Genomic DNA, 24559 nt, shown 5'->3' on the forward strand with positions numbered 1-24559 from the left:
ACGGGACACGCTGGTTGAGCCTGTCGAAACCCGTTGAGGGGAACGACAGGCTCAACCAGCGGGTGGGGTGCCGGGGGTTTCGACAGGCTCAACCAGCGTTGAGGACCTTCGCCATCGAGTCGACGAGGGTGGGGAAGCCGTCCTCCCAGTAGACGGACAGCGCGGTGGGCGGCGACACGGCCGACACCTCGGGCGGCCCGACGACCTTCACGACCTTCCCGGCCTTGACCGCCGGGATGGCCTGCAGGTCCTTGTTCTCGTCGAAGGCCTTGGCGGCCTCGTCGCTGTACGCGTAGGCGACGACGAAGTCGGAGTCGAGCTTGTCGAGCTCCTCGTAGGACAGGTCGTAGTAGAAGCCGCCCTTCGACGTGTCGAGGTCCGAGACCGCCGGGGCGTTCTTCACGCCCAGACCCTCGAGGAACGTGGTGCGCGGGTCCGCCGGCGTGTAGACCGACACGATGCCCTTGGTCGGGTCGTCAACGATGGCGGCGAACGTCTTGCCGGCGAACTCGGGGTGCTCGTCGGCCTTCTTCGCGACGAAGTCGTCGATGTCGGCCAGCACCTTGTCGCCGGCCGCGGACCGGCCGAGCGCCTGGGCCGTGAGCGTGATCGTGTCCTGCCAGGTGGTGGTCCACGGGGCGTCCGGGTAGGCGACGACCGGGGCGATGTCGCTGAGCACGTCGTATTGCTCCTCGGTGATCCCCGAGTAGGGCGCCACGATGAGGTCGGGCTCCGCCTCGACGAACTCCTCGTACGGCACCGTGGAGCCGCCGTCCGGGTCGGACAGGATGGCGGGCTTGTCCACGCCTGCCTCGTCGTAGGCGTCCTCGACCCAGGGCAGCAGCGCGTCCTCGCCGACGGTGAAGACCTGCTCCGCGACGGCGACGGGGTAGACGCCCGCGGCGATGGCGGCCTCGGTGGAGCCCCAGCCCCAGGTGGCGACCCGCTGCGGAGCCTTCTCGACCACCGTCTCACCGAGCGCGTGCTCGATGGTGACCGGGAACTCGTCGGTGGGCTCGGACTGCACGTTGCCCGTGGCGGCCGGGCCCTCGTCGTCGGACGAGCCGCCGGAGCAGCCGGCGAGGGTCAGGGCGGCGGTGGCCGCGACGGCGGCCGCGGCGGCGAGAGGACGGCGAAGACGCACGAGTTCTCCTCGGTGTGCTCGCGCGGACGGCGCGAGAGGAACGGTAGGTGAGGCGAGCCTAACCTATCTTCCACCGTCGGTGTGCGACCGTCCGAGGGGCACGACGAGCGGTGTGCCCGACACCGGGTCCGGCACGACCTGGGCCCGCAGGCCGAACGCCGCGTGCACCGACGCGGCGGTGAGGACGTCGCCCGGTCGCCCCTCGGCCACGACCTGCCCGGCGCTCATCACGACGAGGTGGTCGGCGTACCGGGCGGCGAGGTTGAGCTCGTGCAGCACCATGACGACGGTCGTGCCGCGGGTCCGGTTCAGCTCGGTGAGCAGGTCGAGCAGGTCGACCTGGTGGGCGAGGTCGAGGTACGTGGTGGGCTCGTCGAGGAGCACGATGTCGGTCTCCTGCGCCAGCACCATCGCGATCCACACGCGCTGGCGCTGCCCGCCGGACAGCTCGGCCACGGGCCGGTCCGCGAGGTCGGCGACGCCGGTGGCCTCGAGGGCCCGCAGCACCGCGCCGTCGTCGGTGGAGCTGTGCCGGCCGAACCACCCCTGGTGGGGGTAGCGACCGCGGGCCACCAGCTCCGCGACGCGGACGCCGTCGGGCGCGATCGACGACTGCGGCAGCACGCCGACCCGCTTCGCCAGCTCCTTGCGCGACAGGGCGCCCACGTCCTCGCCGCCCAGCGTGACGCGGCCCTCGTCGAGGGGGTGCAGGCGCGCCAGGCCGCGCAGCAGCGTCGACTTGCCGCAGGCGTTGGGGCCGACGATCGCCGTCACCCGGCCGGCGGGGAGCTCGAGGTCGAGCCCGTCGATCACGCGGTGGCCGTCGTAGCCCAGGCTCACGCCGTGGGCGCGCAGCGTGACGTCCGGCGCCGCCTCGCGGGGCGAGCCGGGGGTCGCGTCGGGACGCGCGGGCGCCGGGGCGGGCCGGTGCACGTCGGTCATGCGAGTCTCTTCCTTCGGTCGGTGGCCAGGAGCCACAGCAGGTAGGGGGCGCCGATGAGGCCGGTCACGATGCCGGTGGGCGCCTCGAGGCCAAACAGGAGGTGCTGGGCCACGACGTCCGCGGCGAGCACCAGGAGCGCGCCGGTCAGCACGGAGACGCCGAGCGCCGGGCCGCCGTCGGACAGGAGGCGGCGGGCGATCGCCGGCGCGACGAGCGCGACGAAGGCGAGCGGGCCGACGAACGACGTCGCCACGCCCACCAGGCCGACGGCCAGGAGCAGGGACGTGACCCGCGCGGCGTCCACGGGGACGCCGAGGGCGCGCGCGTTGTCGTCGCCCAGGGCGAGCGGGCCCTGCCACCGCGAGACGACGGCGATCCCGGCGCCGAGGACGAGGGCGGACGCGGCGAACGTCACGAGGTCGCCGCCGCGGACGTCGGCCACGCTGCCGACCGTCCAGACCAGCGCGGACTGCGCGGCGCGGATCTCGACGCTGGCCAGCAGCCACGCCAGCAACGACGAGCACAGGTAGGCGAAGCCGACGCCGACCAGCACGAACCGGATCGAGTGCAGGCCCTGGCGCCACGCGAACACCCAGATCGCGAGGGCGACGAGCAGCGCGCCGGCGAACGCCGCCCCCGACACGGCCAGCCCGGTGAGCCCGAGCACGAGCATGGCGGTGACGGCCCCGAGGCTGGCGCCGCTGGCGATGCCGAGGATGTCCGGGCTGGCCAGCGGGTTGCGCAGCGTGGTCTGGAACATGGCGCCCGCGAGCCCGAACGACGCCCCCGCGAGCACCGCCGTCTCGATGCGCGGCAGCCGCAGCCGGTGCACGACGAACACGTCGGCGTCCGACCCGAACCCGAACAGCGCCGCCAGGGCGCGGCCGGGGGCGAGCGAGGCCTCGCCGAGGGTGAGGGCGAGCGTCGCGCACGCCACGAGCAGGACCGCGAGCACGGCGACCACGAGGGCGAGCCGGCGACGTCGGCGGTGCCGCAGGACGGCGACGGGGTCGGCGGGGGATCCCGGCGCGTCCGGGCGGGCGGCGAGGTCGGCGGTCATGTCACACCCCCGCCACGGTCTTGCCGCGGGCCACGGCGACGAGGACGGGGGCGCCGATCGCGGCGGCCACGACGCCGGCCTCGAGCTCGGAGTGCGGCAGCACGAGGCGACCGATGACGTCGGCGCCCAGCAGCATCACGGGGCCGAGGACGGCGGTCAGGGGCACGATCCACCGGTAGTCCGTGCCGACGAGGCGGCGGGCGGCGTGCGGGACGGCGAGCCCGACGAGGGCGATCGGCCCGGCCAGCGCGGTCGCCGTACCGGCGAGCAGGACGACGGCGAGCGCCGTGAGGCCGCGCGTCACCCCGACGCGCTGGCCGAGCGCGGAGGCGACGTCGTCGCCGAGCGCGAGCATGGACAGCCGGTGCGCCAGGAACCCGGCGAGCACGACCCCGACGGCGACGAACGGCCACAGCACCGCGAGGGTCTCCGTGCCCCGCCCGGTGAGCGAGCCCACGGCCCAGAAGCGGTACATGTTGAACGCCTCGGGGTCGCGCAGCAGCACCAGGGTGATCAGGGGCGTGATGAGCGCGGTGACCGTGGCGCCGACGAGCGCGAGCTTGACGGGCTGCCCCGCGCCGATGGAGAAGACGAGCAGCGCGGCGGCGGCGGTGCCGGCGAACGCGAACCAGACGAACCCGAGCGGGGAGGCCACGCCGAGCAGCGACACGGCGATCACGACGGCGAGCGACGCCCCCGAGTTGAGGCCGAGCAGGCCGGGGTCGGCGATGGGGTTGCGCGTGACGCCCTGGACGAGGGTGCCGGCGATGCCGAGGGCGGCGCCCGCGGCGAGGCCGATGAGCGTGCGCGGCACGCGCTGGTCGCGCACGACGTCGTGGTCGACGTTCCCGGCGATCGGGTGGGTGAGCGCCTGCCAGACGGTCGCGACGTCGATGTCGCGCACGCCCAGGGCGAGGCTCGCCAGGACGACCAGCGCGAGCACGACGAGGGCGGCCAGGACCACGAGCAGGCGGCCGCGGGCGCGCCGGGCGACGAGGGCCGCCGCGGGGCGTGCCGCCGGGGCCACGGGGGCGGTGGTGGCGCTCATGCGGCGTCCTCCGCCGCGGGGGCGGCGGTGCGGTCCGCGCGGTGCGTCAGGCGGTAGACCACCCACGAGACCAGGGCGACCGCGCCGAGGCCGACGGCGACGAGCGTGACCGGGTGGCGCAGGCCCACGGCGATCGCGGCGTTGACCGCCGCCGTGCCGACCGTGGTCCAGATGCCCGCCCACACGGCGCAGCCCGCGAGCAGCGCGACGAGATAACGGCCGAAGGGCATCCGCAGGTAGCCCGCGGCGAGGTTGACGAGGGTCTGCACGCCGACGGTGAAGAACGACAGGGTCACCGCGGGCGGGCCCCACCGGTTCACGCGCGCGATGACGGTCACGGCGCCGGGGCTCGCCAGCGCGTCGGCGACCCGGCCGCGGGACGTGCCGCGGGCCACGCCGCGGCCGGCCCAGTAGGTGGCCTGGGCGCGCACCAGCACGATGCCGAACGCCGCCGCGTACACCACCCAGAACGGCACCCCGGCGATGGTGAACACGCCGGTGCCGCCGGACTCCTCGGCGGCCCGGGCGAGCGCGGGCGTGGTCAGCTGCACGGGATCATTGTGCCCGACTGAGGTATGCCTGCCCTAATTCGACCGGTCGGCGGACGCGCGGCACGCGGCGCACGTGCCCCACAGCTCGACGGTGTGGTCGATGTCGGCGAAACCGTGCGCGGCGCCGACGGCCGCCGCCCACTGCTCGACCGTCGGGCCGTCGATCTCGACGGCGCGCCCGCAGGCCCGGCAGACCAGGTGGTGGTGGTGCTCGCGCCGGGCGCACCGGCGGTACAGGCTCTCGCCGTCCTCGCTGCGCAGCACGTCCACGTCGCCGCCGTCGGCCAGGGCCTGCAGCGTCCGGTACACGGTGGCGAGGCCGACGGCGTCGCCGCGCGAGCGCAGGAGCTCGTGCAGCTGCTGCGCGCTGCGGAACTCGTCGGTGTCGCCGAGGGCGTCCGCGACGGCCGCCCGCTGCCGCGTCATCCGCGGCGGCGGGGCGGTGCGTGCGGTCCGGGTGGTGTCGTTCACGGCGTGCACTCCTCCTGAGGCGCTCCCCGCCCGGCGCCGGCCGGGGCGACGGCGACGTCGTCGGGGATGTCGGGATGCGGGTCGACGGGCGCGCGGCGCCTGGCGAGCAGCGGGTGCAGCGCCGCGACGACCACGTAGACCGCGATCGCGAGCACCACGATGAGCGCGCCCGGCGAGACGTTGTGCCAGTAGGTGATGGACAGGCCGGTGACGCACACGAGGACGCCGACGACCGACCCGACGAGCATCGTGCGGCGGAACGACCGCGTGACGAGCTGGCCGATCGCCACGGGCACGATCATGAGCGCCGAGACGAGCAGCAGCCCGACGACGCGCATCGCCACCGTCACCGTGAGCGCGGCCAGCACCGCCACCGCCATGTTCAGCGCCCACACGGGCAGGCCGGAGGAGACGGCGAACTCCTCGTCGTGGCTCACCGAGAACAGCGCGGCGCGCAGCCCGAGGCCGATGAGCAGGATGAGCCCGCACAGCGCCACCGTGACCCAGACGTCGGACAGGGTCACCGACGAGATGGAGCCGAAGAGGTACGCCATGAGGCTGCCGGACGAGCCGCCCGCCAGGCCGATGAGCAGCACGCCGCCCGCGATGCCGCCGTAGAACAGGATGGCGAGCGCCAGGTCGCCCGACGTGCGGCCGCGGCGGCGCACCACCTCGATGAGCACCGAGCCGGCGACGGCGGCGACCACCGCGCCGGGGACGGCGAGGACGTCGTCGGGCACGAGGCCCATCGCGGCGCCGACGAGCCAGCCGAGGGCGACGCCCGTGAGCGCGACGTGCCCGATCCCGTCGCCCAGCAGGGCGAGGCGCTTCTGCACCAGGTAGGTGCCGACGACGGGCGCGCTGACGCCCACCAGCAGGGCTGCGACGAGCGCGCGCTGCATGAACGGGTCGGTGACCATCTCCCACAGGCCGCTCACGGTGCCACCTCGTCCTCGGTGTCGTCGGGTCGTTCGAACGGGCCGTCGGCCAGGCGCACGTCCTCGGGCCGCTGCACGGTGCGGCCGTGCGCGTGCGGGTGCACGTGCTCGTGGGCCTCGCCGCCGTGGCCCGGCTGCGGGGCGGGCGGGGCGCCGTCGTGCACGACCTTGCCGTGCCGCAGCACGACGCACCGCTGCACCAGCGGGGCGAGCTCGCCGAGCTCGTGGAGCACGACGAGCACCGTCATGCCGTCGGCCACGAGCCGCGTCATGGTGGCGGCGAACGCCTCCTGGCTCGGCCGGTCGACGCCCGCGACGGGCTCGTCGAGCACGAGCAGCTCGGGCCTGCGCACCAGGGCGCGGGCGATGAGCACGCGCTGCTGCTGGCCGCCGGAGAGCTGATGGGTGGCGTACCGGGCGCGGTCGGCCAGGCCGACCAGGTCGAGCGCCTCGCGCACCCGGGAGCGCCAGCCGCGCGGCAGCCGCAGGCGGCGGCCGTGCAGCAGCCCGGAGGCGACGACCTCCGCGGCGGTGGACGGCACGCCCGCGGCCGCGCTGACGCGCTGGGGGACGTAGCCGACGCGGGACCAGGGCACGGCGTTGCCGAGCGCGTGGCCGAAGAGGTGCACGCTGCCCGCCGTGGCCGGCAGCACGCCGACGAGCGTGCGCACCAGCGTGGACTTGCCGGAGCCGTTGGCGCCCAGCAGCGCGACGACCTCGCCGCGCCGGACGGTGAGGTCCACCCCGCGCAGGACGGGGCTGGCGCCGAGGCGCACGTGCACGTCGCGGGCCTCGATCGCGGGGACGGCGTCGTCGGGCGGCGTGGTCGCGCCGCTCGGGGAGTCGGTGGCGAGGGTGGTCATGAGCACTGCAGCCCTTCGGTGAGCGCGGCGAGGTTGTCCTGCATGACCGAGACGTAGTCGTCGCCGGCCTCGGCCGCGTCCTTCGACAGGCCCTCGAGCGGGTCGAGGACGGCGGTCGTGACGCCGATGTCCTTCGCGAGGGTCTCGGCGACCTTCGGGCTGGTCAGCGTCTCGGTGAAGACGGTGCTGACGTCGTTCTCCTCGACGATGGCACCGACCTCGCGCAGCCGCGCGGGGGACGGCTCGGCCTCCGGGTCGAGGCCTACGATGCCCACCTGCTCCAGGTCGTAGCGCTCCGCGAGGTATCCGAACGCCTCGTGGGACGTGACGAGCGTGCGCGACGCGCACTCCTTCAGCCCGGCGGCGTAGTCGGCGTCGAGGTCCTTCAGCGACTTCTCCAGGGCCCGGGCGTTCTCGGCGTACGTGGCGGCGTGCTCCGGGTCCGCCTCGCCGAGCGACGCGGCGACGGCGTGGCCGACGTCGATCACGCGCGTCGGGTCGAGCCAGAAGTGGGGGTCCATCGCGCCCTCTGCGTGGTCGTGGCCGTCGTCCGTGCCCTCGTCGGCGTGCTCGTCCGCGCCCTCGAGGGCGTCCGCCGTCGCGTCCTCGTCCGTGGGGGTGCCCGGGTGCTTCTCGAGCGACACGACGTCGCTGGTGTCCACGACGTGCTCGGGCGACTGCGTCCCGACGGCCTCGTCGACCGCCGCCTGGAAGCCGGAGGAGTAGACGACGAGGTCGGCCGTGCCGATCTCGCGCACCTGCGCGGGGGAGAGCTCGAGGTCGTGGGGCTCCGCCGCGGGCGGCGTGAGGTTCGAGACGGTGACGAGGTCGCCGCCCACCTGCTCGGCCACGTACTGCAGCGGGTAGAACGAGGCCAGCACCTCGAGCGTGCCGTCGGCGGCGCCGTCGTCGGTGGAGCAGCCCGCCAGCACGGCGGGCAGGGCGAGGACGGGCAGGGCGGCGAGGGCCGCGCGTCGGCGAAGCATGAGAACGATTCTCAGGAAGTTGAGAACGGTTGTCAACTCGCGGGGCTGTCGACACCGCCGAGCCTCCCTACCCTGGAGGAGGGAGCGGCCGGCGGGCGTCGCAGGGAGGGGACGGGCCGATGCGGTTCGACGAGCTGGTGCTGGTCAGGCTGGTGCGCCCGGACGACTGGGCGCCGCTGCCCGCGGACGCGGAGGTGCAGGTCCAGGACGCCCACCTGGCCGCGGTCGCCGACCTGCACGACCGCGGCCTGCTGCTCGCGGCGGGACCGGCCGCAGGACCCGACGAGCGGCTGCGTGGCTTCGGGCTCATGACGTGCGGAGTCGTGGAGGCGCGGGAGCTGTGGGCCCAGGACCCCGGCGTGCTCGCGGGGCGTTTCGTGGCCGAGTGCACGCGGTGGCTGCCGGCGGGGATGGTCGTCGCCGGCCCGGGCGTCCCGCCGCGCTCGTCGGCCGAGGCGGAGGGCTGAGGGCGTCGGGTCGCGCCCGCCCGGGAGGCGGCCGGCCGCCCCGGTAGGCTGGGGGCACCGCAGCCGGTCGACGTCGGGCCCCGACGTGCCGACCGGGCGGCGTACCCCGCACCGGCCCCACGAGCCACGTGGCGGCCCGACACCCAGGAGTGATCCGTGGCAGCACCGTCCCCCAGCGCCCAGCTCGACGCCGTCGTCTCCCTCGCCAAGCGGCGGGGCTTCGTGTTCCAGTCCGGCGAGATCTACGGCGGTACGCGCTCCGCGTGGGACTACGGGCCCCTCGGCGTCGAGCTGAAGGAGAACATCAAGCAGCAGTGGTGGCGCGCGATGACGCGCCGCGACGACGTCGTGGGCCTCGACTCCGCCGTCATCCTCCCGACCCCCGTGTGGAAGGCGTCGGGCCACCTCGGCGCGTTCAACGACCCGCTGACCGAGTGCCTGTCCTGCCACAAGCGGTTCCGCGAGGACCACATGATCGAGGAGTTCGAGGAGAAGAAGGGCCGCGCGCCCGAGGGCGGCCTCGCCGAGATCGCCTGCCCGAACTGCGGCACCCGCGGGCAGTGGACCGAGCCCCGCGACTTCAACATGATGCTCAAGACGTACCTCGGCCCCGTCGAGGACGAGTCCGGCGTGCACTACCTGCGGCCCGAGACGGCGCAGGGCATCTTCGTGAACTTCGCCAACGTCGCGGCGGCCGCGCGCAAGAAGCCGCCGTTCGGCATCGCGCAGATCGGCAAGTCGTTCCGCAACGAGATCACGCCCGGCAACTTCATCTTCCGCACGCGCGAGTTCGAGCAGATGGAGATGGAGTTCTTCGTCGCGCCGGGCACGGACGCCGAGTGGCACCAGTACTGGATCGACACCCGCATGGCCTGGTACACGGACCTGGGCATCGACCCGGAGAACCTGCGCCTGTACGAGCACCCGGCGGAGAAGCTGTCGCACTACTCCACCCGCACGGTGGACATCGAGTACCGCTTCGGCTTCACCGGCAGCGAGTGGGGCGAGCTCGAGGGCATCGCGAACCGCACGGACTTCGACCTCAAGACGCACTCGGAGCACTCGGGCAAGGACCTGTCGTTCTTCGACCAGACCACGAACGAGCGCTGGCTGCCGTACGTCATCGAGCCGGCCGCGGGCCTCACCCGCTCGCTCATGGCGTTCCTCGTCGAGGCGTACGCCGAGGACGAGGCGCCCAACACCAAGGGCGGCGTCGACAAGCGCACCGTGCTGCGCCTCGACCCGCGCCTCGCGCCCGTCAAGGCCGCCGTCCTGCCGCTGAGCCGCAACGAGGCCCTGTCGCCCAAGGCGCGCGACCTCGCCGCGGAGCTGCGCCGGTCCTGGAACGTCGACTTCGACGACGCCGGCGCCATCGGCCGCCGCTACCGCCGCCAGGACGAGATCGGCACGCCGTTCTGCGTCACGGTCGACTTCGACACCCTGGACGACGACGCGGTGACCATCCGCCACCGCGACACCATGGCGCAGGAGCGCGTCTCGCTGGCCAAGGTCACCGGGTACCTCGCGGAGCACCTCGCCGCGTTCTGACCCGACCCCGCGTCACCCGAGCGCCCGGTCCCGCCTCCCGCGGGGCCGGGCGCTCACGCGTCCGCGACGCGGGCGAGGGCGCCGGCGACCGTCGCCAGGGCGGCGGCGTCCCACGGCTGCGGCGTGACGAGCACCAGGTGCGTGACGCCCCAGCCGGCGGCGGCCTCCGCCTTCGCCGCGAGGACGTCGGCCGTCGCGCCGGGCTGCAGCCGCGCGCTGAGCGTGCGGTCGATCGCGTCGGGGTCGCGCCCGACGTCGGCGCAGTGCTCGGCGAGGACGGCGAGCTTGTGCCGCACGGTGACGCCGTCGTCGGGCAGGTCGAAGACGTTGCACGCGTCGGCGTGCTCGGCCACCAGCCGCAGCGTCCGGCGCTCGCCCGCGCCGCCCACCAGGACGGGCGGGCCCCCGGGCGTGGTGGGCGCCGGCCGGCAGCGCGGGCGCTCCAGCCGCAGCCCGTCGCTGCCGGTGAAGGGCGACTCGTCGCCCGCCCACATCTGTCGCGCGAGGCGCAGCACGTCCTCGAGCCGGTCCAGGCGGGCCCGCGTGCCGGGCAGCTCCAGGCCCATGTCGGCGGCCTCCTGCGCCTCGTGGCCCGCGCCGACGCCGAACCACGCGCGCCCGCCGGACAGGACGTCGAGCGTCGTGACGGCCTTGACCAGCAGGGCCGGCGCGCGGAACGTCGCCGCGCTCACCATCGTGCCGAGCCGGACCCGCGACGTGCGCGCGGCGAGGTAGCCGAGCGTCGTGTACGCCTCGAGCTGGTCGTCGTGCTCCGGCGGCAGCGTCGGGTCCGCCTGCACGAGGTGGTCGGGCACCCACAAGGTGTCGACGCCGGCGTCCTCGGCACGGCGCGCGACGTCGGCGAGGGCGCCGGGCAGGGTGTCGGGCGGGGCGTCGGGCGGGGCGTCGGGCCACGACTGGTCGGTGACGTTGATGCTGATGCGCACGGGTGCTCCTTCGCTCGGTCACCACGCCGACCGGGGCGCGATGTCGTCGTGGGTGAGGCTGCCGTGCACCACCCCCTCGATCACCTTGGTGAGGGCGTCGACGGCGGGCCGGTGCGGCGCGGACGCCGGCTCCAGCAGCACGATCTCCCGCTCGACGAGGTCGCGCAACGTGCTGGTGCGCAGCTCGCCCGCCGGGCGCAGCGTGCGCATCATCGGGGTCGCGAGCGCGACGCCCAGCCCCTGGGCGACGAGGGCGAGCGTGGTGGAGGTGTCGTTCACCTCGTGGGCGGCGCGCGGCTCGAAGCCCGCGGCGCGGCACGCGTGCCGCACGGCGGCGCCGTAGTGCGTGGGCAGCGGCGGCAGGATCCAGGGCACGTCCTCCAGGTCCGCCAGGGCGAGCCGGTCGGGCAGGTCGGCCGTCGGCGCGGACACGACGCCGAACCTCTCGGTGCGCAGCGGGCGCAGCGTGGTGCCGGGCACGCGGGGGATCGGGGCGCCCGGGTAGTCCAGGCCGAGCCCCAGGTCGACGTCCCCGCGGCGCACCGCGGCGGCGACGTCGTCCACGGTGAGCTCGTACCCCTCGAGCGTCACCCGCGGGTGCAGCGTCGCGAGCCCGGCCACGAGGCGGGGGAGCATGCTGGCCGCGACGGTCGCGAAGGCGCCCACCCGCACCGTGCCGACCGTGTCCGCCGTGGCGGCGCGCGCCGCCAGCACGGCGTCCCGCTGGGAGACCAGCAGCCCCTCGGCCCGGGCCGCGAGCACGGCGCCCGCCTCGGTGAGCGCCACGCCGCGTCCGTGCGGGCGGACGACCTCCGTGCCCAGGTGCCGGGCCAGCACCGCGAGCTGCTGCGACACCGCGCCGGTCGTGTACCCCAGCGCGGCCGCCGCGGCCGTCATCGTGCCGTGCTCGGCCAGCGCCCGCAGGGCCCGCAGCGCGGGCCACGGCAGGTCGTGCGAGGTCGTGTCCACGTCGTCACCTCCGCCTCCATCGTGCGCCCATCCGCGCGCGCTCACCGTATAGCCGGCCTGAACGGTGGGCGTCACCAATCTTCGATGGTGCTGGACGCTCCGGGTCGGCACGATGAGACCGGGTCGCCGAGCGAGGGAGGTCGGGTGGCGCACAGCGTGCCGAGGGCGCAGGAGCTGCCGGGAACGACGGACGCCGTCGTGGTCGGCGGCGGGGTGATGGGCGCGTCCGTCGCCTTCCACCTCGCCGAGGCGGGGGCCCGCGTCGTGCTGCTCGAGGCCGGCGAGCTGGGCCGCGGCAGCTCCGGCAAGCCGATCGGGGGCGTGCGCGCGCAGTTCTCCGACCCGGCGAACGTCGCGCTCGGCCACCGCAGCCTCGAGCTGTTCGAGGACTTCCGGTCCCGGCCGGGGGCCGACGTCGGGCTGCGGCAGCCCGGCTACCTCTTCGCGCTGCCCACCGACGACGACGTCGCGCTCTTCGGCCGGTCCGTCGCGATGCAGCGCGACCTCGGCGTCGACAGCCGGCTGCTCACCGTCGCCGAGGCGCGGCGCCTCAACCCGTACCTGTCCGCGACGGCGTACGCCGGCGCCGCGTACGCGCCCCGCGACGGCTGGGCGCACCCGGCGTCCGTCGTCGCAGGGTACGCGGACGGCGCGCTGCGGCACGGGGCGAGCGTCGTCACCGGGGCTCCGGTGACCGCCGTCGAGGCCGCACCGGGCGGCCGGTCGACGGTCGTCACGCCGCGCGGCGCCGTCACGGCCGCCGCCGTCGTCGTGTGCGCCGGGGCCTGGTCGCGCGCGGTCGGCGCCCTCGCGGACGTCGAGCTGCCCGTGGACCCCGTGCGGCGCCAGATCGCGTTCACCGCGCCGCTCGAGCCCGCGCCGCCGACGCTCCCGTTCACCATCGACTTCGGCACCACCTACTACCTGCACAACGCCGACGCGCGGGGCACGCTGCTGCTGGGCGCCTCGGAGCCGGACACCCCGGTCGGCTTCGACACCGCCTACGACCCGGGTTGGGAGCCGTGGCTGCGCGGGCTCGCCGCGCGGGCCACGCCGGCGCTCGCGGACGCCCCGCTGACCGGCGGCTGGGCCGGGCTGTACGAGCTGACGCCCGACCACGACGCGCTGATCGGCGAGGCGCCGACCGGCCCGGGCGGGGCGCGGGTGCTGTACGCGTGCGGGTTCTCCGGCCATGGCTTCCTGCAGGCACCCGCCGTGGGCGAGGCCGTCACCGACCTGTACCTCGGGCGGGCGGGGACGCCCGCAGCACGGGGTGTCGACGTGTCCGCGTTCGACGCCGGGCGGTTCGGGGCGCGCCGGACGCGCACCGAGGCCAACATCATCTGAGAGAGGACGCACGCACCGTGACGACCGAGTTCTTCGCACCGTGGCAGCTGCGGGCCGCGTTCGCGCGCTCGCTGTCCGACATGTACGGGCGGGAGGTGCCCGCCTACACGACGCTGCTCGAGGTGTCCCACGACGTCAACGCCGACGTCGTGCGCGCCCGCGGCGCCGACGCCGAGCGGCTCGGTTCCATCGACCGCGTCACCGCCGAGCGGCACGGCGCCATCCGGGTGGGCACGCCCGCGGAGCTGCAGCAGGTCGCGCGGATCTTCGGCGCGATGGGCATGCACCCGGTGGGCTTCTACGACCTGCGCGACGCGTCGTCGTCCTCCGTGCCCGTGATCTCCACGGCGTTCCGGCCGACCGACCGCGCGGAGCTGGCGCGCAACCCCTTCCGCGTCTTCACGTCCCTGCTGGTGCCGTCGGACCGACGGTTCTTCAGCGCGGACCTGCAGGCGCGGCTCGAGACCTTCCTGACGAGGAGGTCCCTCTTCGGGCCCGAGCTGCTCGCGCTCGCCGACCGCGCCGAGGCCGACGGCGGCCTGGGCGCCGACGACGCCGCGGAGTTCCTGCGCCTCGCCACCGCCGCGTTCGAGCTGGGGCGCGAGCCGGTCGACCAGGCCTGGTACCGGGAGCTCGAGGCCGTCTCCGCCGTGGCCGCGGACATCGGCGGCGTGCCGTCCACGCACATCAACCACCTCACCCCGCGGGTGCTCGACATCGACGACCTGTACGCCCGTATGGAGGCGCGCGGCATCACGATGATCGACGCCATCCAGGGCCCGCCGCGGTGGGAGGGGCCGGACGTGCTGCTGCGGCAGACGTCGTTCCGGGCGCTCGCCGAGCCGCGCACGTTCCGCACGCCGGACGGCGAGGTCGTGCAGGACTCCCTGCGCGTGCGGTTCGGCGAGGTCGAGGCGCGCGGGATCGCGCTGACCCGCGAGGGCCGGGCGCGGTACGACGCCGCCGTCGTCGAGGGCGCGACGCCCGAGGTGTGGCGCCGCGCGTTCCCCGCCACCGAGGCCGGGCTCGTGGAGCAGGGCCTCGGGTACTTCATGCACGAGGTCGGCGACGACGGGTCCCTGACGCGCGAGCCGGTCGTCTACGAGGACTTCCTGCCCCGCTCGGCCGCGGGCATCTTCCAGTCGAACCTCACCGAGGAGGGCGCCAAGGACGCCAGCCAGGCCGGCGCGGAGCGCGACGCCGGCTGGATGGCCGACGCCGTCGGGCGCGAGCTGTTCGACCCCTTCGACCTCTACGCGGCGCAGGTGGCGGCCTCGCTCGCCTCCGCCGCGCAGCGACTCGGCGTCGCGCCGGAGACCCTGGCCGCGACGCCCGCCGTCCCCACCACCACCAGCACGGGAGCAGACCGATGACCACCCAGACCTCCAGCACGCTGACCGCCGAGCTGCGCGAGGCGGCCCTCGCCGCGCTGCGGCGGATCGGCGCCGACGTGCCGTCCGTCGAGCTCGTCGAGGCCGGCTCCGGGGTCTCGACAGGCTCGACCAGCGAAGGGATCGACGTGGTCTCGCCGCTGTCGGGCGAGCCGCTGCTCCGCCTGCCCGAGGCGGGCGCCGCCGACGTCGACGCCGCGGTCACGGCCGCCGCGGAGGCGTTCCGCACCTGGCGCTCGGTGCCCGGGCCGGTGCGCGGCGGCGTCGTGCGCCGCCTGGGCGAGCTGCTCACCGAGCACAAGGCCGACCTGGCCGAGCTCGTGACCCTCGAGGCCGGCAAGATCACCTCCGAGGCCCTCGGCGAGGTGCAGGAGATGATCGACGTCTGCGACTACGCCGTCGGCCTGTCGCGGTCGCTGGGCGGGCGCACCATGCCCTCCGAGCGCCCCGGCCACCGCCTCATGGAGCAGTGGCACCCGCTCGGCGTCGTCGGTGTCGTCAGCGCGTTCAACTTCCCGGTCGCGGTGTGGTCCTGGAACACGGCGGTCGCGCTGGTCTGCGGCGACACCGTCGTGTGGAAGCCGAGCGAGAAGACGCCGCTGAGCGCGCTCGCGTCGAACGCGCTGCTGCGGCGGGCGCTCGCGGAGGCCGGGTTCCCCGAGGCCGTGAGCCAGGTGGTGCTCGGCGCGCGCGAGGCGGGGGAGGCGCTCGTCGCCGACCGGCGCGTCGCGCTGCTGTCCGCCACGGGGTCGGAGCGGATGGGCCGGCAGGTGGCGCCCGTCGTCGCGGGGCGCGGCGGCCGGTACCTGCTGGAGCTCGGGGGCAACAACGCCGCCGTCGTGACGCCGTCGGCGGACCTCGACCTCGCCGTGCGCGGCATCGTGTTCGCGGCCGCCGGCACGGCCGGGCAGCGGTGCACGTCGCTGCGGCGGCTCGTCGTGCACTCGTCCGTGGTGGACGACCTGGTGGGCCGGCTCGAGCGGGCGTACGCCGGGCTGCCCGTCGGGGACCCGCGCGCGGACGGCACGCTCGTCGGTCCGCTCACCGACGCCGCCGCGCGCGACCGCATGCTCGCCGCGCTCCAGGAGGCGCGGGCCGACGGCGGCACGGTCGTCGTCGGAGGAGCGGCGGTGGACGTCGACGGCGCCCCCGGCGCCGCGTACGTCTCGCCGGCGCTGGTGCGGATGCCGGCGCAGACGGACGTCGTGCGTCGGGAGACGTTCGCACCGATCCTCTACGTGCTCACCTACGACACGCTCGAGGAGGCCATCGCCCTGCACAACGACGTCCCACAGGGGCTGAGCAGCGCCATCTTCACCCTCGACGTGCGGGAGGCCGAGACGTTCCTGTCCGAGGCCGGTTCCGACTGCGGCATCGTCAACGTCAACATCGGCACCTCCGGCGCGGAGATCGGCGGCGCGTTCGGCGGCGAGAAGTCCACCGGCGGCGGCCGCGAGTCCGGCTCCGACTCGTGGAAGCAGTACATGCGGCGCGTCACCAACACCGTGAACTACTCCACCGAGCTCCCCCTCGCGCAGGGCGTGAACTTCGGCTGACCCACCCGCCACCCGCTGGTTGAGCCTGTCGAAACCCGGCCCGTGGGTCTCGACAGGCTCGACCACCGGGTGCATGACAGATGTCATGTCGACGTCGTGACAGGCGACCCTGCAGGTCAGGGCGCCGCGCGACCAGGATCGAGGCATGACCTCGACACCTCGTCCCACCCCCGCGCTGAGCCTGCGCGGGCTGCGCAAGGAGTTCCCGTCACCGTCCGGCCCCGTCCGCGCGGTCGACGGCATCGACCTGGAGATCGCCCCCGGCGAGGTGGTGGCCTTCCTCGGCCCCAACGGCGCGGGCAAGACCAGCACGATCGACATGGTGCTCGGCCTGAGCACGCCCACGTCCGGCACCGTGCAGGTCTTCGGCGCCGAGCCCGCCGACGCGATCGCGGCGGGCCGCGTGGCCGCCGTCATGCAGACCGGCGGCCTGCTGCGCGACATCACCGTCGCCGAGACCGTCGCCCTCACGGCGTCGCTGTTCGGCCGGACCGGGTCGCCGCAGCCCTACCTCGAGCGGGCGGGCATCGCCGACCTCGCCGACCGGATGGTGGGCAAGTGCTCCGGCGGGCAGCAGCAGCGCCTCCGGTTCGCGATGGCGCTGGTCAGCGAGCCTGACCTGCTGCTCCTCGACGAGCCCACCACCGGCATGGACGTGGAGGGCCGCCGCGAGTTCTGGGCCGCCATCCGCGCCGACGCGGCCGCCGGGCGCACCGTCGTCTTCGCCACGCACTACCTCGAGGAGGCCGACACCTACGCCGACCGGGTGGTCCTCGTCAGCCGGGGCCGCGTCGTGGCCGACGGCTCCACCGCCGAGGTGAAGAGCCTCGCGTCGGGCCGCACCGTGAGCGCGCGCATCGACGACGACGGCGAGCGCGCGGCCGTCGCCGCCCAGCTGCGCGGCCTCCCGGTCGTGGACGCCATCGACCACCGCGGGGCACGCCTCGTCGTGCGGACCGGCGACTCCGACGTCGTCGCCCGCTTCCTGCTCACCCAGACCGCCGCGAGCGACCTCGAGGTCGCCTCCGAGAATCTCGAGGACGCGTTCGTCGCCCTCACCGCCACCACCACGGACGGAGCCGCCCGATGAGCGCCACGACCTCCACCCCCGCCGCGGCCGGCGTGCCGACCGCCGTCTCGACCGCCCGCCCGCGCATCCGTACCGCCGCGGCGGTCCGCACCTACCTCGGCGTCGAGATGCGGCGTTCGCTGCGCAACCGGCGCACGCTCATCTTCTCGACGGTGATGCCGCCGGTGCTGTTCCTCATCTTCGGGCTCCAGGGCGACTACGCGAACCAGAGCACCGGCAACGGCAACGTCACCGGCTGGATCGCCGTCTCGATGGCGCTGTACGGGGCGATGGTCGCCGCCACCGGCGGCGGCGCGAGCGTGTCGGTGGAGCGGGCCCAGGGCTGGACGCGGCAGCTGCGCCTCACGCCGCTGAAGCCCGCCGCGTACGTCGTCGTCAAGGTCGCGGCGGCGATGGTGCTGGGCGGCGTCTCGGTGCTGCTCACCCTCGTCGTCGCGGCGTTCACCGGCGCGCAGATGTCCGCGGGCGCCTGGATCCTCTGCGCCCTGCTCGCCTGGGTGGGCTCGCTCGTCTTCGCCGCGTTCGGCCTGTTCATGGGCTACCTGCTGCCGGCGGAGAACGTCATGCAGATCCTCGGCCCGGTGCTCGCGCTGCTCTCCTTCGCCGGCGGGCTGTTCGTGCCGCTCGGCGACGGGTGGTGGGCCACGGTCGCGCAGTTCTTCCCCACCTACGGGCTGGCCGAGCTGGTGCACGCGCCGCTCGGCGGCGACCTCGGGGTCGCGGCCGTGGTGAACGTGGTCGCGTGGGCCGCGATCTTCTCCGCCGGCGCCGCGTGGCGGTTCCGCAAGGACACGGCGCGGGTGTGAGCGCCCGGTCCGTCACGACGGGTGGCGGGCGTGGCACGGTGGGGGACGTGACCTCGACGTCCCCCACCGCGGCGTCCGCGGAGCCGCCCGCCGGGGGCCCCGTCGACCCCGACTCCCGCGCCCCCTTCGGGCGCATCCCGCGGTTCGGCCCGATCCTCGCGCTCGTCTGGCTCGTCTTCCTGGTCGAGCCGCTCCAGTCCTCGCTCGAGGCCCCCGAGGGATGGCTCCGGGTGGTCGGCGTGGTCGGGGTGCTGGGCGTGGCGGCGATCTTCGCCGCGATCTTCCTCCGGTTCCGCCGCACGGTCGTGCTGGCCGGGGCTGCCGCCGACGGGGAGAGACCCGCGCTGGGCACCCGCGCGGCCGGGACCTTGCTGGTCGCCCAGGTGGTGTGCGTCGGGCTGTCGTGCCTCGCCGCGCAGCAGCACGGCCTGGTCGGCCTGGTGTTCGTCTGCGTGACGGCGATCTACGTCGTGCGCGGCCGCGCCGCCGTCGCGATCGTGGTCGCGAGCGTCGCGGTCATGCTCGTGCTGCCCCGCGTCCTGCCGGGCTGGCAGACCGAGGACGGCAACGTCGTCGGCGCCGTGCTGGCCAGCGCCGCGGTGTACGGGTTCACGCAGGTGATCGACCGGAACCGGCGGCTGCGGGAGGCCCAGCAGCAGGTGGCGGACCTCGCCGTCGCCCGGGAGCGCGAGCGCATCGCGCGCGACATGCACGACGTCCTCGGCCACTCGCTCACCGTCATCTCCGTCAAGGCGGAGCTGGCCGCCAAGCTGCTGCGCGCCGGCGCCGCCGATCGCCCCGCCACCTCGCCCGAGGCGCGCGCGGCGGTCGAGGTCGCCGACATCCAGGACCTGGCCCGCGGCGCTCTCGCAGACGTGCGCGGCATGGTCGCCGGGTCACGACAGGTCACCCTCGCCGGAGAGCTCGCCGCCGCCCGGTCCGCGCTCGACGCGGCCGGGATCGAGGCGGGGCTGCCCGGAGCGGTCGACGACGTGCCCGCCGAGCAGCGGGAGCTCTTCGCGTGGGTGCTGCGGGAGGGCACCACGAACGTGCTGCGGCACTCCGGCGCCACGCGGGTGGTCGTCACCGTCCGTCCCGTCCGGCTGGTCGTCGACGACGACGGCACGGGCGCGGGGCCGGCACCCTCGGGCGGCGGGAACGGCCTGATCGGCCTCACCGCCCGCGCCCGCGCGGCCGGCGCCGTGCTGGAGACCGGCCCGAGCCCGCTCGGCGGCTTCCGGCTGGCCGTCACGGTCCGGTCGGGCGCGTCCGGTCCGGGTGCCAGGATCGTCCCGTGATCCGACTGCTGCTGGCCGACGACCAGGCCCTCGTCCGGGGCGCGCTCGCCGCGCTGCTCGACCTCGAGACCGACCTGGAGGTCGTGGCCCAGGTGGGGCGGGGCGACGAGGTGGTCGACGCCGCCCGCGCCTGCGCCGCCGACGTCGCCCTGCTCGACGTCGAGATGCCGGGCCTCGACGGCATCGCGGCCGCCGCCGCGCTGCGCCGCGAGCTGCCGGCCTGCCGGTCGCTCGTCGTGACGACCTTCGGCCGGCCCGGCTACCTGCGCCGGGCGCTCGACGCCGGGGCGAGCGGGTTCGTCGTCAAGGACACGCCCGCCGAACAGCTCGCCGACGCCGTCCGGCGCGTGCACTCGGGGCTGCGCGCCGTCGACCCGGACCTCGCCGTCGCGTCCCTGACCGTGGGTGCGAGCCCGCTCACCGAGCGGGAGCGGCACGTGCTGGCGCTCGCCGCGGACGGCGGCACCGTGGCGCAGGTGGCGGCGGAGGCGTTCCTCTCCGAGGGGACGGTGCGCAACTACCTGTCGGCGGCGATCGGCAAGACGGGCGCGCGGACGCGGGCGGAGGCGGTGCGGATCGCGCAGGAGAACGGCTGGCTCTGACCGCTCGCGGCATCAGCGCGCCGGCCAAGGCGGGAGGGTGACGAACCTGACCGCAGGGCGCTGCGGTGGTTTGCGACAATGGGGGACGTGACTTCCACCCTCGATCCCGTCAGCACGCCCGCGCCCGGAGAGCTCGGCGCGGCCGAGCGCGTCCTGCCGCCGCTGCAGATCGGCCCGATCACCGTGGACACCCCGGTGGTGCTGGCCCCGATGGCCGGCGTCACCAACCGCGCGTTCCGCACGCTGTGCCGCGAGGCCGGCGCGTCGCAGGGCTTCGACCCCGGGCTGTACGTCGCGGAGATGGTGACCAGCCGCGCGCTCGTGGAGCGCAACGTCGAGTCGCTGCGCATCGTCACCTTCGGCGAGGACGAGAACCCCCGGTCCGCGCAGGTGTACGGGGTCGACCCGGCGACGGTGGGCGCCGCGGTGAAGATCATCGCGGGCGAGGACCGCGCCGACCACGTCGACCTCAACTTCGGCTGCCCGGTGCCCAAGGTGACGCGCAAGGGCGGCGGCGCCGCGCTGCCGTGGAAGCGGCAGCTGTTCACCGACATCGTGCGCGCCGCGGTCGAGGCCGCCGAGCCGCACGGCGTGCCCGTCACCGTGAAGATGCGGGTGGGCATCGACGACGAGCACCACACGTTCCTCGAGGCGGGCCGGATCGCGGAGTCGCTGGGCGTCGCGGCGGTCGCCCTGCACGGGCGCACCGCGGCCCAGCACTACTCCGGCACCGCCGACTGGACCCAGATCGCGCGCCTCAAGGAGGCCGTGCGGACGATCCCGGTGCTCGGCAACGGCGACATCTGGTCGGCCGAGGACGCGCTGCGCATGGTCCGCGAGACCGGCGTGGACGGCGTCGTCGTCGGACGAGGCTGCCAGGGGCGCCCGTGGCTCTTCGCCGACCTCGCGTCCGCGTTCCACGGCACGACGACGCGGGTGCGCCCCGGCCTGCGCGACGTCGCCGACACGATCTACCGGCACGGCGAGCTGATGATCGACTACTTCGACGGCGACGAGGGCAAGGGCATGCGCGACCTGCGCAAGCACATGGCCTGGTACCTCAAGGGGTACGTCGTCGGGGGAGAGGCGCGGCACGCCCTGGCGATGGTCTCCACGCTCGCCGAGCTGCGCGAGCGGCTCGACGCCCTCGACCTGGAGCAGGGCTACCCCGGCGAGGACGCCGAGGGCCCGCGTGGTCGCGCCGGTTCGCCGAAGCAGCCGCACCTGCCCTACGGCTGGCTCGACTCCCGCGACCTCGACGCCGAGTTCGAGGCGAGGCTGCGGGAGGCCGAGCTGAGCGTCAGCGGCGGCTGACCGAACCGTGCCGAGGTAGTTCACGAAGCGCCGAGGTAGTTCAAAAATCGCCGAGGTAGTTCGAGGAGCCGTGAGGTAGTGCACTACCTCACGGGGCTCGAACTACCTCGGCGATTTTTGAACTACCTCGGCGGATCCGGAACTACCTCGCGGACGGTCAGGCGCGGAGCCAGACCGTGGTGTCGGCGGGCACGCGCGTCTGCGGGTCCGCGGACCGGTCGGTCATGACCGGCCCGGAGGCGAGTAGCACGTCCGCGCCGCGGGGGAGCAGCACCGGCTCGGTGCCCAGGTTCGCCAGCACGACGACGTCCTGGTTGCGCAGCGCCACGACGTCGGGCGAGTCGGCCCAGGCGTCGAGCCAGGCGAGCGCTCCCTGGCCCAGGCCCTCGGCCTTCCGCAGGGCGAGCGCGGCGCGGTAGGTCTCGAAGGTCGAGCCGGGGACGCCGTACTGGGCGTCGGCGGCGTACCGCGCGAACGACGCGGGCTGCGGCAGCCACGGGTCGCCCGCGGGGCCGAAGCCGAACCCGGGGGCGTCGGCCGACCAGGGCAGCGGCACGCGGCAGCCGTCGCGTCCGGCCTCGGCGCCGCCCGTGCGGAAGTGCCCCGGGTCCTGGCGGACCTCGTTCGGCAGCGACGTGTGCTCGGGCAGCCCGAGCTCCTCGCCCTGGTAGAGGTAGGCCGAGCCGGGCAGGCCGAGCATGAGCAGGCTGGCGGCGCGGGCGCGGCGCAGGCCGAGCTCCTCGTCGGGCTGCGGGTCGGTGGCGAAGACGCCGTTGACCTTGCGCGACGGGTCGGCGGAGCCGAGCCGCGAGGGGTGTCGCACGACGTCGTGGTTGGACAGCACCCAGGTGGTGGGCGCCCCGACCTCGTCGTTCGCCCGGTACGACGCCGCGACGACGGTGCGCAGCGCGGCGGCGTCCCAGCCGGTGGTGAGGAACGAGAAGTTGAACGCCTGGTGCATCTCGTCGGGGCGCACGTAGCGGGCCAGGCGGCTGAGCGGCTCCACCCACGCCTCGGCGACGAGGCAGCGGTCGCCGTCGTACTCGGCGAGCACCCGGTGCCAGGCGCGGTAGATCTCGTGCACGCCGTCCTGGTCGAACATCGGGCCCTGGTTGCCGGCGCCGGTGGAGCCGTCCTCGGGGGCCCCCGGGTCGACGTCGCCGGTGCTCTCGTCGGCGGCGTCGTCGGACGAGCCGGCGACCATCTCCACGTGCCCGTCCCAGTCGGGCAGGCCGTCGGCCTTGATCATGCCGTGCGCGACGTCGACGCGGAACCCGTCCACGCCCCGGTCGAGCCAGAAGCGCAGCACGTCCTCGAACTCCGAGCGCACCTCGGGGTTGGTCCAGTCGAGGTCGGGCTGCGTCGAGTCGAACAGGTGCAGGTACCACTGGCCGGGGGTGCCGTCGGGCTCGGTGACACGCGTCCAGGCGGGGCCGCCGAAGATCGACTGCCAGTTGTTCGGCTCCTGGGAGCCGTCGGCGCCGCGGCCGTCGCGGAACAGGTACCGCGCGCGCTCGGGGGACCCGGGGGCGGCGGCGAGCGCCTGCTGGAACCAGGCGTGCTGGTCGGAGGTGTGGTTCGGCACGAGGTCGACGATGACGCGGATGCCGCGGGCGTGGGCGCCGGCGAGCAGGTCGTCGAAGTCGGCGAGCGTGCCGAACAGCGGGTCGACGTCGCGGTAGTCGGCCACGTCGTAGCCGGCGTCGTTCTGCGGGGAACGGTAGAACGGGGACAGCCAGACGGCGTCGACGCCGAGGGTCTCGAGGTGGTCCAGCCGCGCGGTGACGCCGGGGATGTCGCCGATGCCGTCGCCGTTCGCGTCGGCGAACGAGCGCGGGTACACCTGGTAGATCACGGCGTCGCGCCACCACTGCCGGGCGGCGCCGCTCCCGGCGTGCACGACGGCGCCGGTGCGGAGCAGGTCGTCCCCGACGTCGGACCTGTCGTCGGCCACCGTCGCGGCGGGGGTGGGCTGGGTGGAGGTCATCGCTGGCTTCCTCACCTGATCGGGGTCTGGGTCGGCACGGTCGGTCGATCCGTGCCAGACCGTCGAGTGTAAGCGTTGCTGCAAGGGTTGCAGCAATCGCCCCCGAAGCGGCGCCCGTCAGTCCTTCGGCGCCGCCCCGGTGGAGCCGCGCACGACCAGCTCCGGCGCGAACAGTAGCTCGGTGCGGGTGGCCTGCTCGCCCTGGATCTCGGTGAGCAGCGCGCTCACCGTCGCGCGAGCCATGGCCTCCACCGGCTGCCGCACGGTGGTCAGGGGCGGCTCGGTGAACGCGATGAGCGGGGCGTCGTCATACCCCACGACCGACACGTCCGCGGGCACGGACAGGCCCCTCGAGCGCGCGGCACGCACGGCGCCGAGCGCCATGAGGTCCGACGCGCAGACGATCGCCGTGTGGTCGGCGTCGAGCAGCTCGGCGGCCGCGGCCTGCCCGCCCTCGAGCGTGTACAGGCTGGAGCGCACGTGCCCCCGCGCGGCGTCCTCGTCGTCCGCCAGCCCGTGGCGCACGAGCGCGGCGAGGAACGCGGCGAGCTTGCGCCGCGACGGCACGTACCGCTCGGGGCCGATGGCGAGGCCGATCCGGCGGTGGCCCAGCGTGACCAGGTGCTGCACCGCGACGTCCACGCTCGCGGCGTCGTCGGGCGAGACGAACGGGGCGTCGATCCCCGGCGCGTAGCCGTTGACCAGCACGATCGGCACTCCCTGGCTGCGCAGCATCGAGTACCGCGTGTGGTCGGCGCGCGTGTCCGCGTGCAGCCCGGAGACGAAGACGATGCCGTCGACCGAGTGGTCCACGAGCGTGCTGACGTACTCGTCCTCCGTGGTGCCGCCCGGGGCCTGCGTGCACAGCAGGGGCGTGTACCCGCGCTGGGCGAGGATCGACTCGATCGCTTGCGCAAACGCCGGGAAGACCGGGTTGGTCAGCTCGGGGACGATGAGGCCGACCAGGCCGGCGGAGCGGCCCCGCAGCACCGACGGGCGCTCGTACCCGAGGACGTCGAGCGCGGCGAGCACGGCCTGCCGGGTGGAGCTGGCCACCCCGGGCTTGCCGTTGAGGACGCGGGACACCGTGGCCGTCGACACGCCTGCCTGCTCTGCCAGGTCGCTCAGTCGGGTTCGCACCCGAGGAATCGTAGGGGACACGGGACCTCCTCGTCCTGGGGTGGGACGCCGGCGGTCGGTCGCCGGTCGCCTGCGCGTCTCCTGCTGGTTGCC

23 protein-coding genes are annotated in these 24559 nt (G+C 74.9%); 10 read left to right on the forward strand and 13 right to left on the reverse strand.

All coding sequences use genetic code 11. The features are described from left to right. Window positions 1–88: 88 nt before the first annotated feature. From AAG589_RS01715 to AAG589_RS01755, 9 genes are all read right to left on the reverse strand, one after another. Window positions 89–1144, reverse strand: a complete 1056-nt coding sequence (locus AAG589_RS01715; protein WP_430565524.1) for an iron-siderophore ABC transporter substrate-binding protein — start codon at window positions 1142–1144, stop codon at window positions 89–91. 63 nt (window positions 1145–1207) lie between these two features. Next, window positions 1208–2086 carry an ABC transporter ATP-binding protein gene (locus AAG589_RS01720; RefSeq protein ID WP_430565525.1) on the reverse strand — a complete coding sequence of 293 codons (879 nt, stop codon included), beginning with the start codon at window positions 2084–2086 and terminating at the stop codon, window positions 1208–1210. After that, the gene (locus AAG589_RS01725) at window positions 2083–3147 is read right to left on the reverse strand and encodes a FecCD family ABC transporter permease (protein WP_430565526.1); all 1065 of its coding nucleotides are present in this window, start codon (window positions 3145–3147) and stop codon (window positions 2083–2085) included. Before AAG589_RS01725 ends, AAG589_RS01720 begins: the two co-directional genes overlap by 4 nt. Before the next feature lies 1 nt (window position 3148). Beyond that, window positions 3149–4195: a FecCD family ABC transporter permease gene (locus AAG589_RS01730; protein WP_430565527.1), complete on the reverse strand. Its 1047-nt coding sequence runs from the start codon at window positions 4193–4195 to the stop codon at window positions 3149–3151. After that, window positions 4192–4746, reverse strand: coding sequence for a DedA family protein (locus tag AAG589_RS01735; protein ID WP_430565528.1), 555 nt, complete (start codon window positions 4744–4746; stop codon window positions 4192–4194). Before AAG589_RS01735 ends, AAG589_RS01730 begins: the two co-directional genes overlap by 4 nt. A gap of 33 nt (window positions 4747–4779) precedes the next feature. Beyond that, the gene (locus AAG589_RS01740; RefSeq protein ID WP_430566202.1) at window positions 4780–5172 is read right to left on the reverse strand and encodes a Fur family transcriptional regulator; all 393 of its coding nucleotides are present in this window, start codon (window positions 5170–5172) and stop codon (window positions 4780–4782) included. Window positions 5173–5213: 41 nt separating this feature from the next. Beyond that, on the reverse strand, window positions 5214–6137 hold the full coding sequence (locus AAG589_RS01745; RefSeq protein WP_430566203.1) for a metal ABC transporter permease: 924 nt from the start codon (window positions 6135–6137) through the stop codon (window positions 5214–5216). A gap of 14 nt (window positions 6138–6151) precedes the next feature. Beyond that, window positions 6152–7018: a metal ABC transporter ATP-binding protein gene (locus AAG589_RS01750; protein ID WP_430565529.1), complete on the reverse strand. Its 867-nt coding sequence runs from the start codon at window positions 7016–7018 to the stop codon at window positions 6152–6154. Next, on the reverse strand, window positions 7015–8004 hold the full coding sequence (locus AAG589_RS01755; protein WP_430565530.1) for a metal ABC transporter solute-binding protein, Zn/Mn family: 990 nt from the start codon (window positions 8002–8004) through the stop codon (window positions 7015–7017). The genes AAG589_RS01750 and AAG589_RS01755 overlap by 4 nt, the downstream gene beginning before the upstream one ends. Before the next feature lie 119 nt (window positions 8005–8123). Between AAG589_RS01755 and AAG589_RS01760 the strand changes: the two genes are divergently transcribed. Together AAG589_RS01760 and AAG589_RS01765 are read left to right on the forward strand one after the other, a co-directional pair. Beyond that, window positions 8124–8471, forward strand: coding sequence for a hypothetical protein (locus tag AAG589_RS01760; RefSeq protein ID WP_430565531.1), 348 nt, complete (start codon window positions 8124–8126; stop codon window positions 8469–8471). Window positions 8472–8627: 156 nt separating this feature from the next. Next, entirely contained in the window at window positions 8628–10019 is a 1392-nt protein-coding gene (locus AAG589_RS01765) for a glycine--tRNA ligase (RefSeq protein WP_430565532.1), read from the forward strand. A 53-nt stretch (window positions 10020–10072) separates the two neighbouring features. Here the strand turns inward: AAG589_RS01765 and AAG589_RS01770 are convergent, their stop codons facing one another. Both AAG589_RS01770 and AAG589_RS01775 read right to left on the reverse strand, forming a co-directional pair. Further along, window positions 10073–10966: an LLM class flavin-dependent oxidoreductase gene (locus tag AAG589_RS01770; protein WP_430565533.1), complete on the reverse strand. Its 894-nt coding sequence runs from the start codon at window positions 10964–10966 to the stop codon at window positions 10073–10075. Window positions 10967–10984: 18 nt separating this feature from the next. Beyond that, complete coding sequence (locus AAG589_RS01775) at window positions 10985–11935, reverse strand: LysR family transcriptional regulator (protein ID WP_430565534.1); 951 nt, start codon at window positions 11933–11935, stop codon at window positions 10985–10987. A gap of 144 nt (window positions 11936–12079) precedes the next feature. Here AAG589_RS01775 and AAG589_RS01780 point away from each other — a divergent pair, with 144 nt between their 5' ends. From AAG589_RS01780 to dusB, 8 genes are all read left to right on the forward strand, one after another. Then, complete coding sequence (locus AAG589_RS01780; protein WP_430565535.1) at window positions 12080–13282, forward strand: NAD(P)/FAD-dependent oxidoreductase; 1203 nt, start codon at window positions 12080–12082, stop codon at window positions 13280–13282. A gap of 17 nt (window positions 13283–13299) precedes the next feature. Further along, a complete protein-coding gene (gene hglS / locus AAG589_RS01785) occupies window positions 13300–14655 on the forward strand; it encodes a 2-oxoadipate dioxygenase/decarboxylase (RefSeq protein ID WP_430565536.1) in 1356 nt (451 codons plus the stop codon). Next, window positions 14652–16229 carry an L-piperidine-6-carboxylate dehydrogenase gene (gene amaB / locus AAG589_RS01790; protein ID WP_430565537.1) on the forward strand — a complete coding sequence of 526 codons (1578 nt, stop codon included), beginning with the start codon at window positions 14652–14654 and terminating at the stop codon, window positions 16227–16229. The genes hglS and amaB overlap by 4 nt, the downstream gene beginning before the upstream one ends. Window positions 16230–16374: 145 nt before the next feature. Beyond that, a complete protein-coding gene (locus tag AAG589_RS01795) occupies window positions 16375–17319 on the forward strand; it encodes an ABC transporter ATP-binding protein (protein ID WP_430565538.1) in 945 nt (314 codons plus the stop codon). Further along, complete coding sequence (locus AAG589_RS01800; protein ID WP_430565539.1) at window positions 17316–18125, forward strand: ABC transporter permease; 810 nt, start codon at window positions 17316–17318, stop codon at window positions 18123–18125. Before AAG589_RS01795 ends, AAG589_RS01800 begins: the two co-directional genes overlap by 4 nt. Window positions 18126–18172: 47 nt before the next feature. Next, window positions 18173–19423 (forward strand): sensor histidine kinase, encoded by a 1251-nt coding sequence (locus tag AAG589_RS01805; RefSeq protein WP_430565540.1) that lies wholly within the window; start codon window positions 18173–18175, stop codon window positions 19421–19423. Then, window positions 19420–20025 (forward strand): response regulator transcription factor, encoded by a 606-nt coding sequence (locus tag AAG589_RS01810; RefSeq protein ID WP_430565541.1) that lies wholly within the window; start codon window positions 19420–19422, stop codon window positions 20023–20025. Before AAG589_RS01805 ends, AAG589_RS01810 begins: the two co-directional genes overlap by 4 nt. Before the next feature lie 78 nt (window positions 20026–20103). After that, window positions 20104–21339 carry a tRNA dihydrouridine synthase DusB gene (dusB, locus tag AAG589_RS01815; RefSeq protein WP_430565542.1) on the forward strand — a complete coding sequence of 412 codons (1236 nt, stop codon included), beginning with the start codon at window positions 20104–20106 and terminating at the stop codon, window positions 21337–21339. Window positions 21340–21496: 157 nt separating this feature from the next. Here the strand turns inward: dusB and AAG589_RS01820 are convergent, their stop codons facing one another. Further along, a complete protein-coding gene (locus AAG589_RS01820) occupies window positions 21497–23326 on the reverse strand; it encodes a glycoside hydrolase family 13 protein (protein ID WP_430565543.1) in 1830 nt (609 codons plus the stop codon). A gap of 117 nt (window positions 23327–23443) precedes the next feature. Then, complete coding sequence (locus tag AAG589_RS01825) at window positions 23444–24466, reverse strand: LacI family DNA-binding transcriptional regulator (RefSeq protein ID WP_430565544.1); 1023 nt, start codon at window positions 24464–24466, stop codon at window positions 23444–23446. Between the last annotated feature and the right edge of the window lie 93 nt (window positions 24467–24559).

The organism is Isoptericola sp. F-RaC21, assembly GCF_038593535.1.
GTDB lineage: Bacteria > Actinomycetota > Actinomycetes > Actinomycetales > Cellulomonadaceae > Isoptericola.

Bases quoted from the DNA above. Each gene is read 5' to 3' on its own strand.
- AAG589_RS01820 (WP_430565543.1), bottom strand. From the start codon at position 23,326: ATGACCTCCACCCAGCCCACCCCCGCCGCGACGGTGGCCGACGACAGG.
- AAG589_RS01730 (WP_430565527.1), bottom strand. From the start codon at position 4,195: ATGAGCGCCACCACCGCCCCCGTGGCCCCGGCGGCACGCCCCGCGGCG.
- AAG589_RS01795 (WP_430565538.1), top strand. From the start codon at position 16,375: ATGACCTCGACACCTCGTCCCACCCCCGCGCTGAGCCTGCGCGGGCTG.
- AAG589_RS01725 (WP_430565526.1), bottom strand. From the start codon at position 3,147: ATGACCGCCGACCTCGCCGCCCGCCCGGACGCGCCGGGATCCCCCGCC.
- AAG589_RS01760 (WP_430565531.1), top strand. From the start codon at position 8,124: ATGCGGTTCGACGAGCTGGTGCTGGTCAGGCTGGTGCGCCCGGACGAC.
- AAG589_RS01745 (WP_430566203.1), bottom strand. From the start codon at position 6,137: ATGGTCACCGACCCGTTCATGCAGCGCGCGCTCGTCGCAGCCCTGCTG.
- AAG589_RS01720 (WP_430565525.1), bottom strand. From the start codon at position 2,086: ATGACCGACGTGCACCGGCCCGCCCCGGCGCCCGCGCGTCCCGACGCG.
- amaB (WP_430565537.1), top strand. From the start codon at position 14,652: ATGACCACCCAGACCTCCAGCACGCTGACCGCCGAGCTGCGCGAGGCG.
- AAG589_RS01740 (WP_430566202.1), bottom strand. From the start codon at position 5,172: ATGACGCGGCAGCGGGCGGCCGTCGCGGACGCCCTCGGCGACACCGAC.
- AAG589_RS01800 (WP_430565539.1), top strand. From the start codon at position 17,316: ATGAGCGCCACGACCTCCACCCCCGCCGCGGCCGGCGTGCCGACCGCC.
- dusB (WP_430565542.1), top strand. From the start codon at position 20,104: ATGGGGGACGTGACTTCCACCCTCGATCCCGTCAGCACGCCCGCGCCC.
- AAG589_RS01750 (WP_430565529.1), bottom strand. From the start codon at position 7,018: ATGACCACCCTCGCCACCGACTCCCCGAGCGGCGCGACCACGCCGCCC.
- AAG589_RS01755 (WP_430565530.1), bottom strand. From the start codon at position 8,004: ATGCTTCGCCGACGCGCGGCCCTCGCCGCCCTGCCCGTCCTCGCCCTG.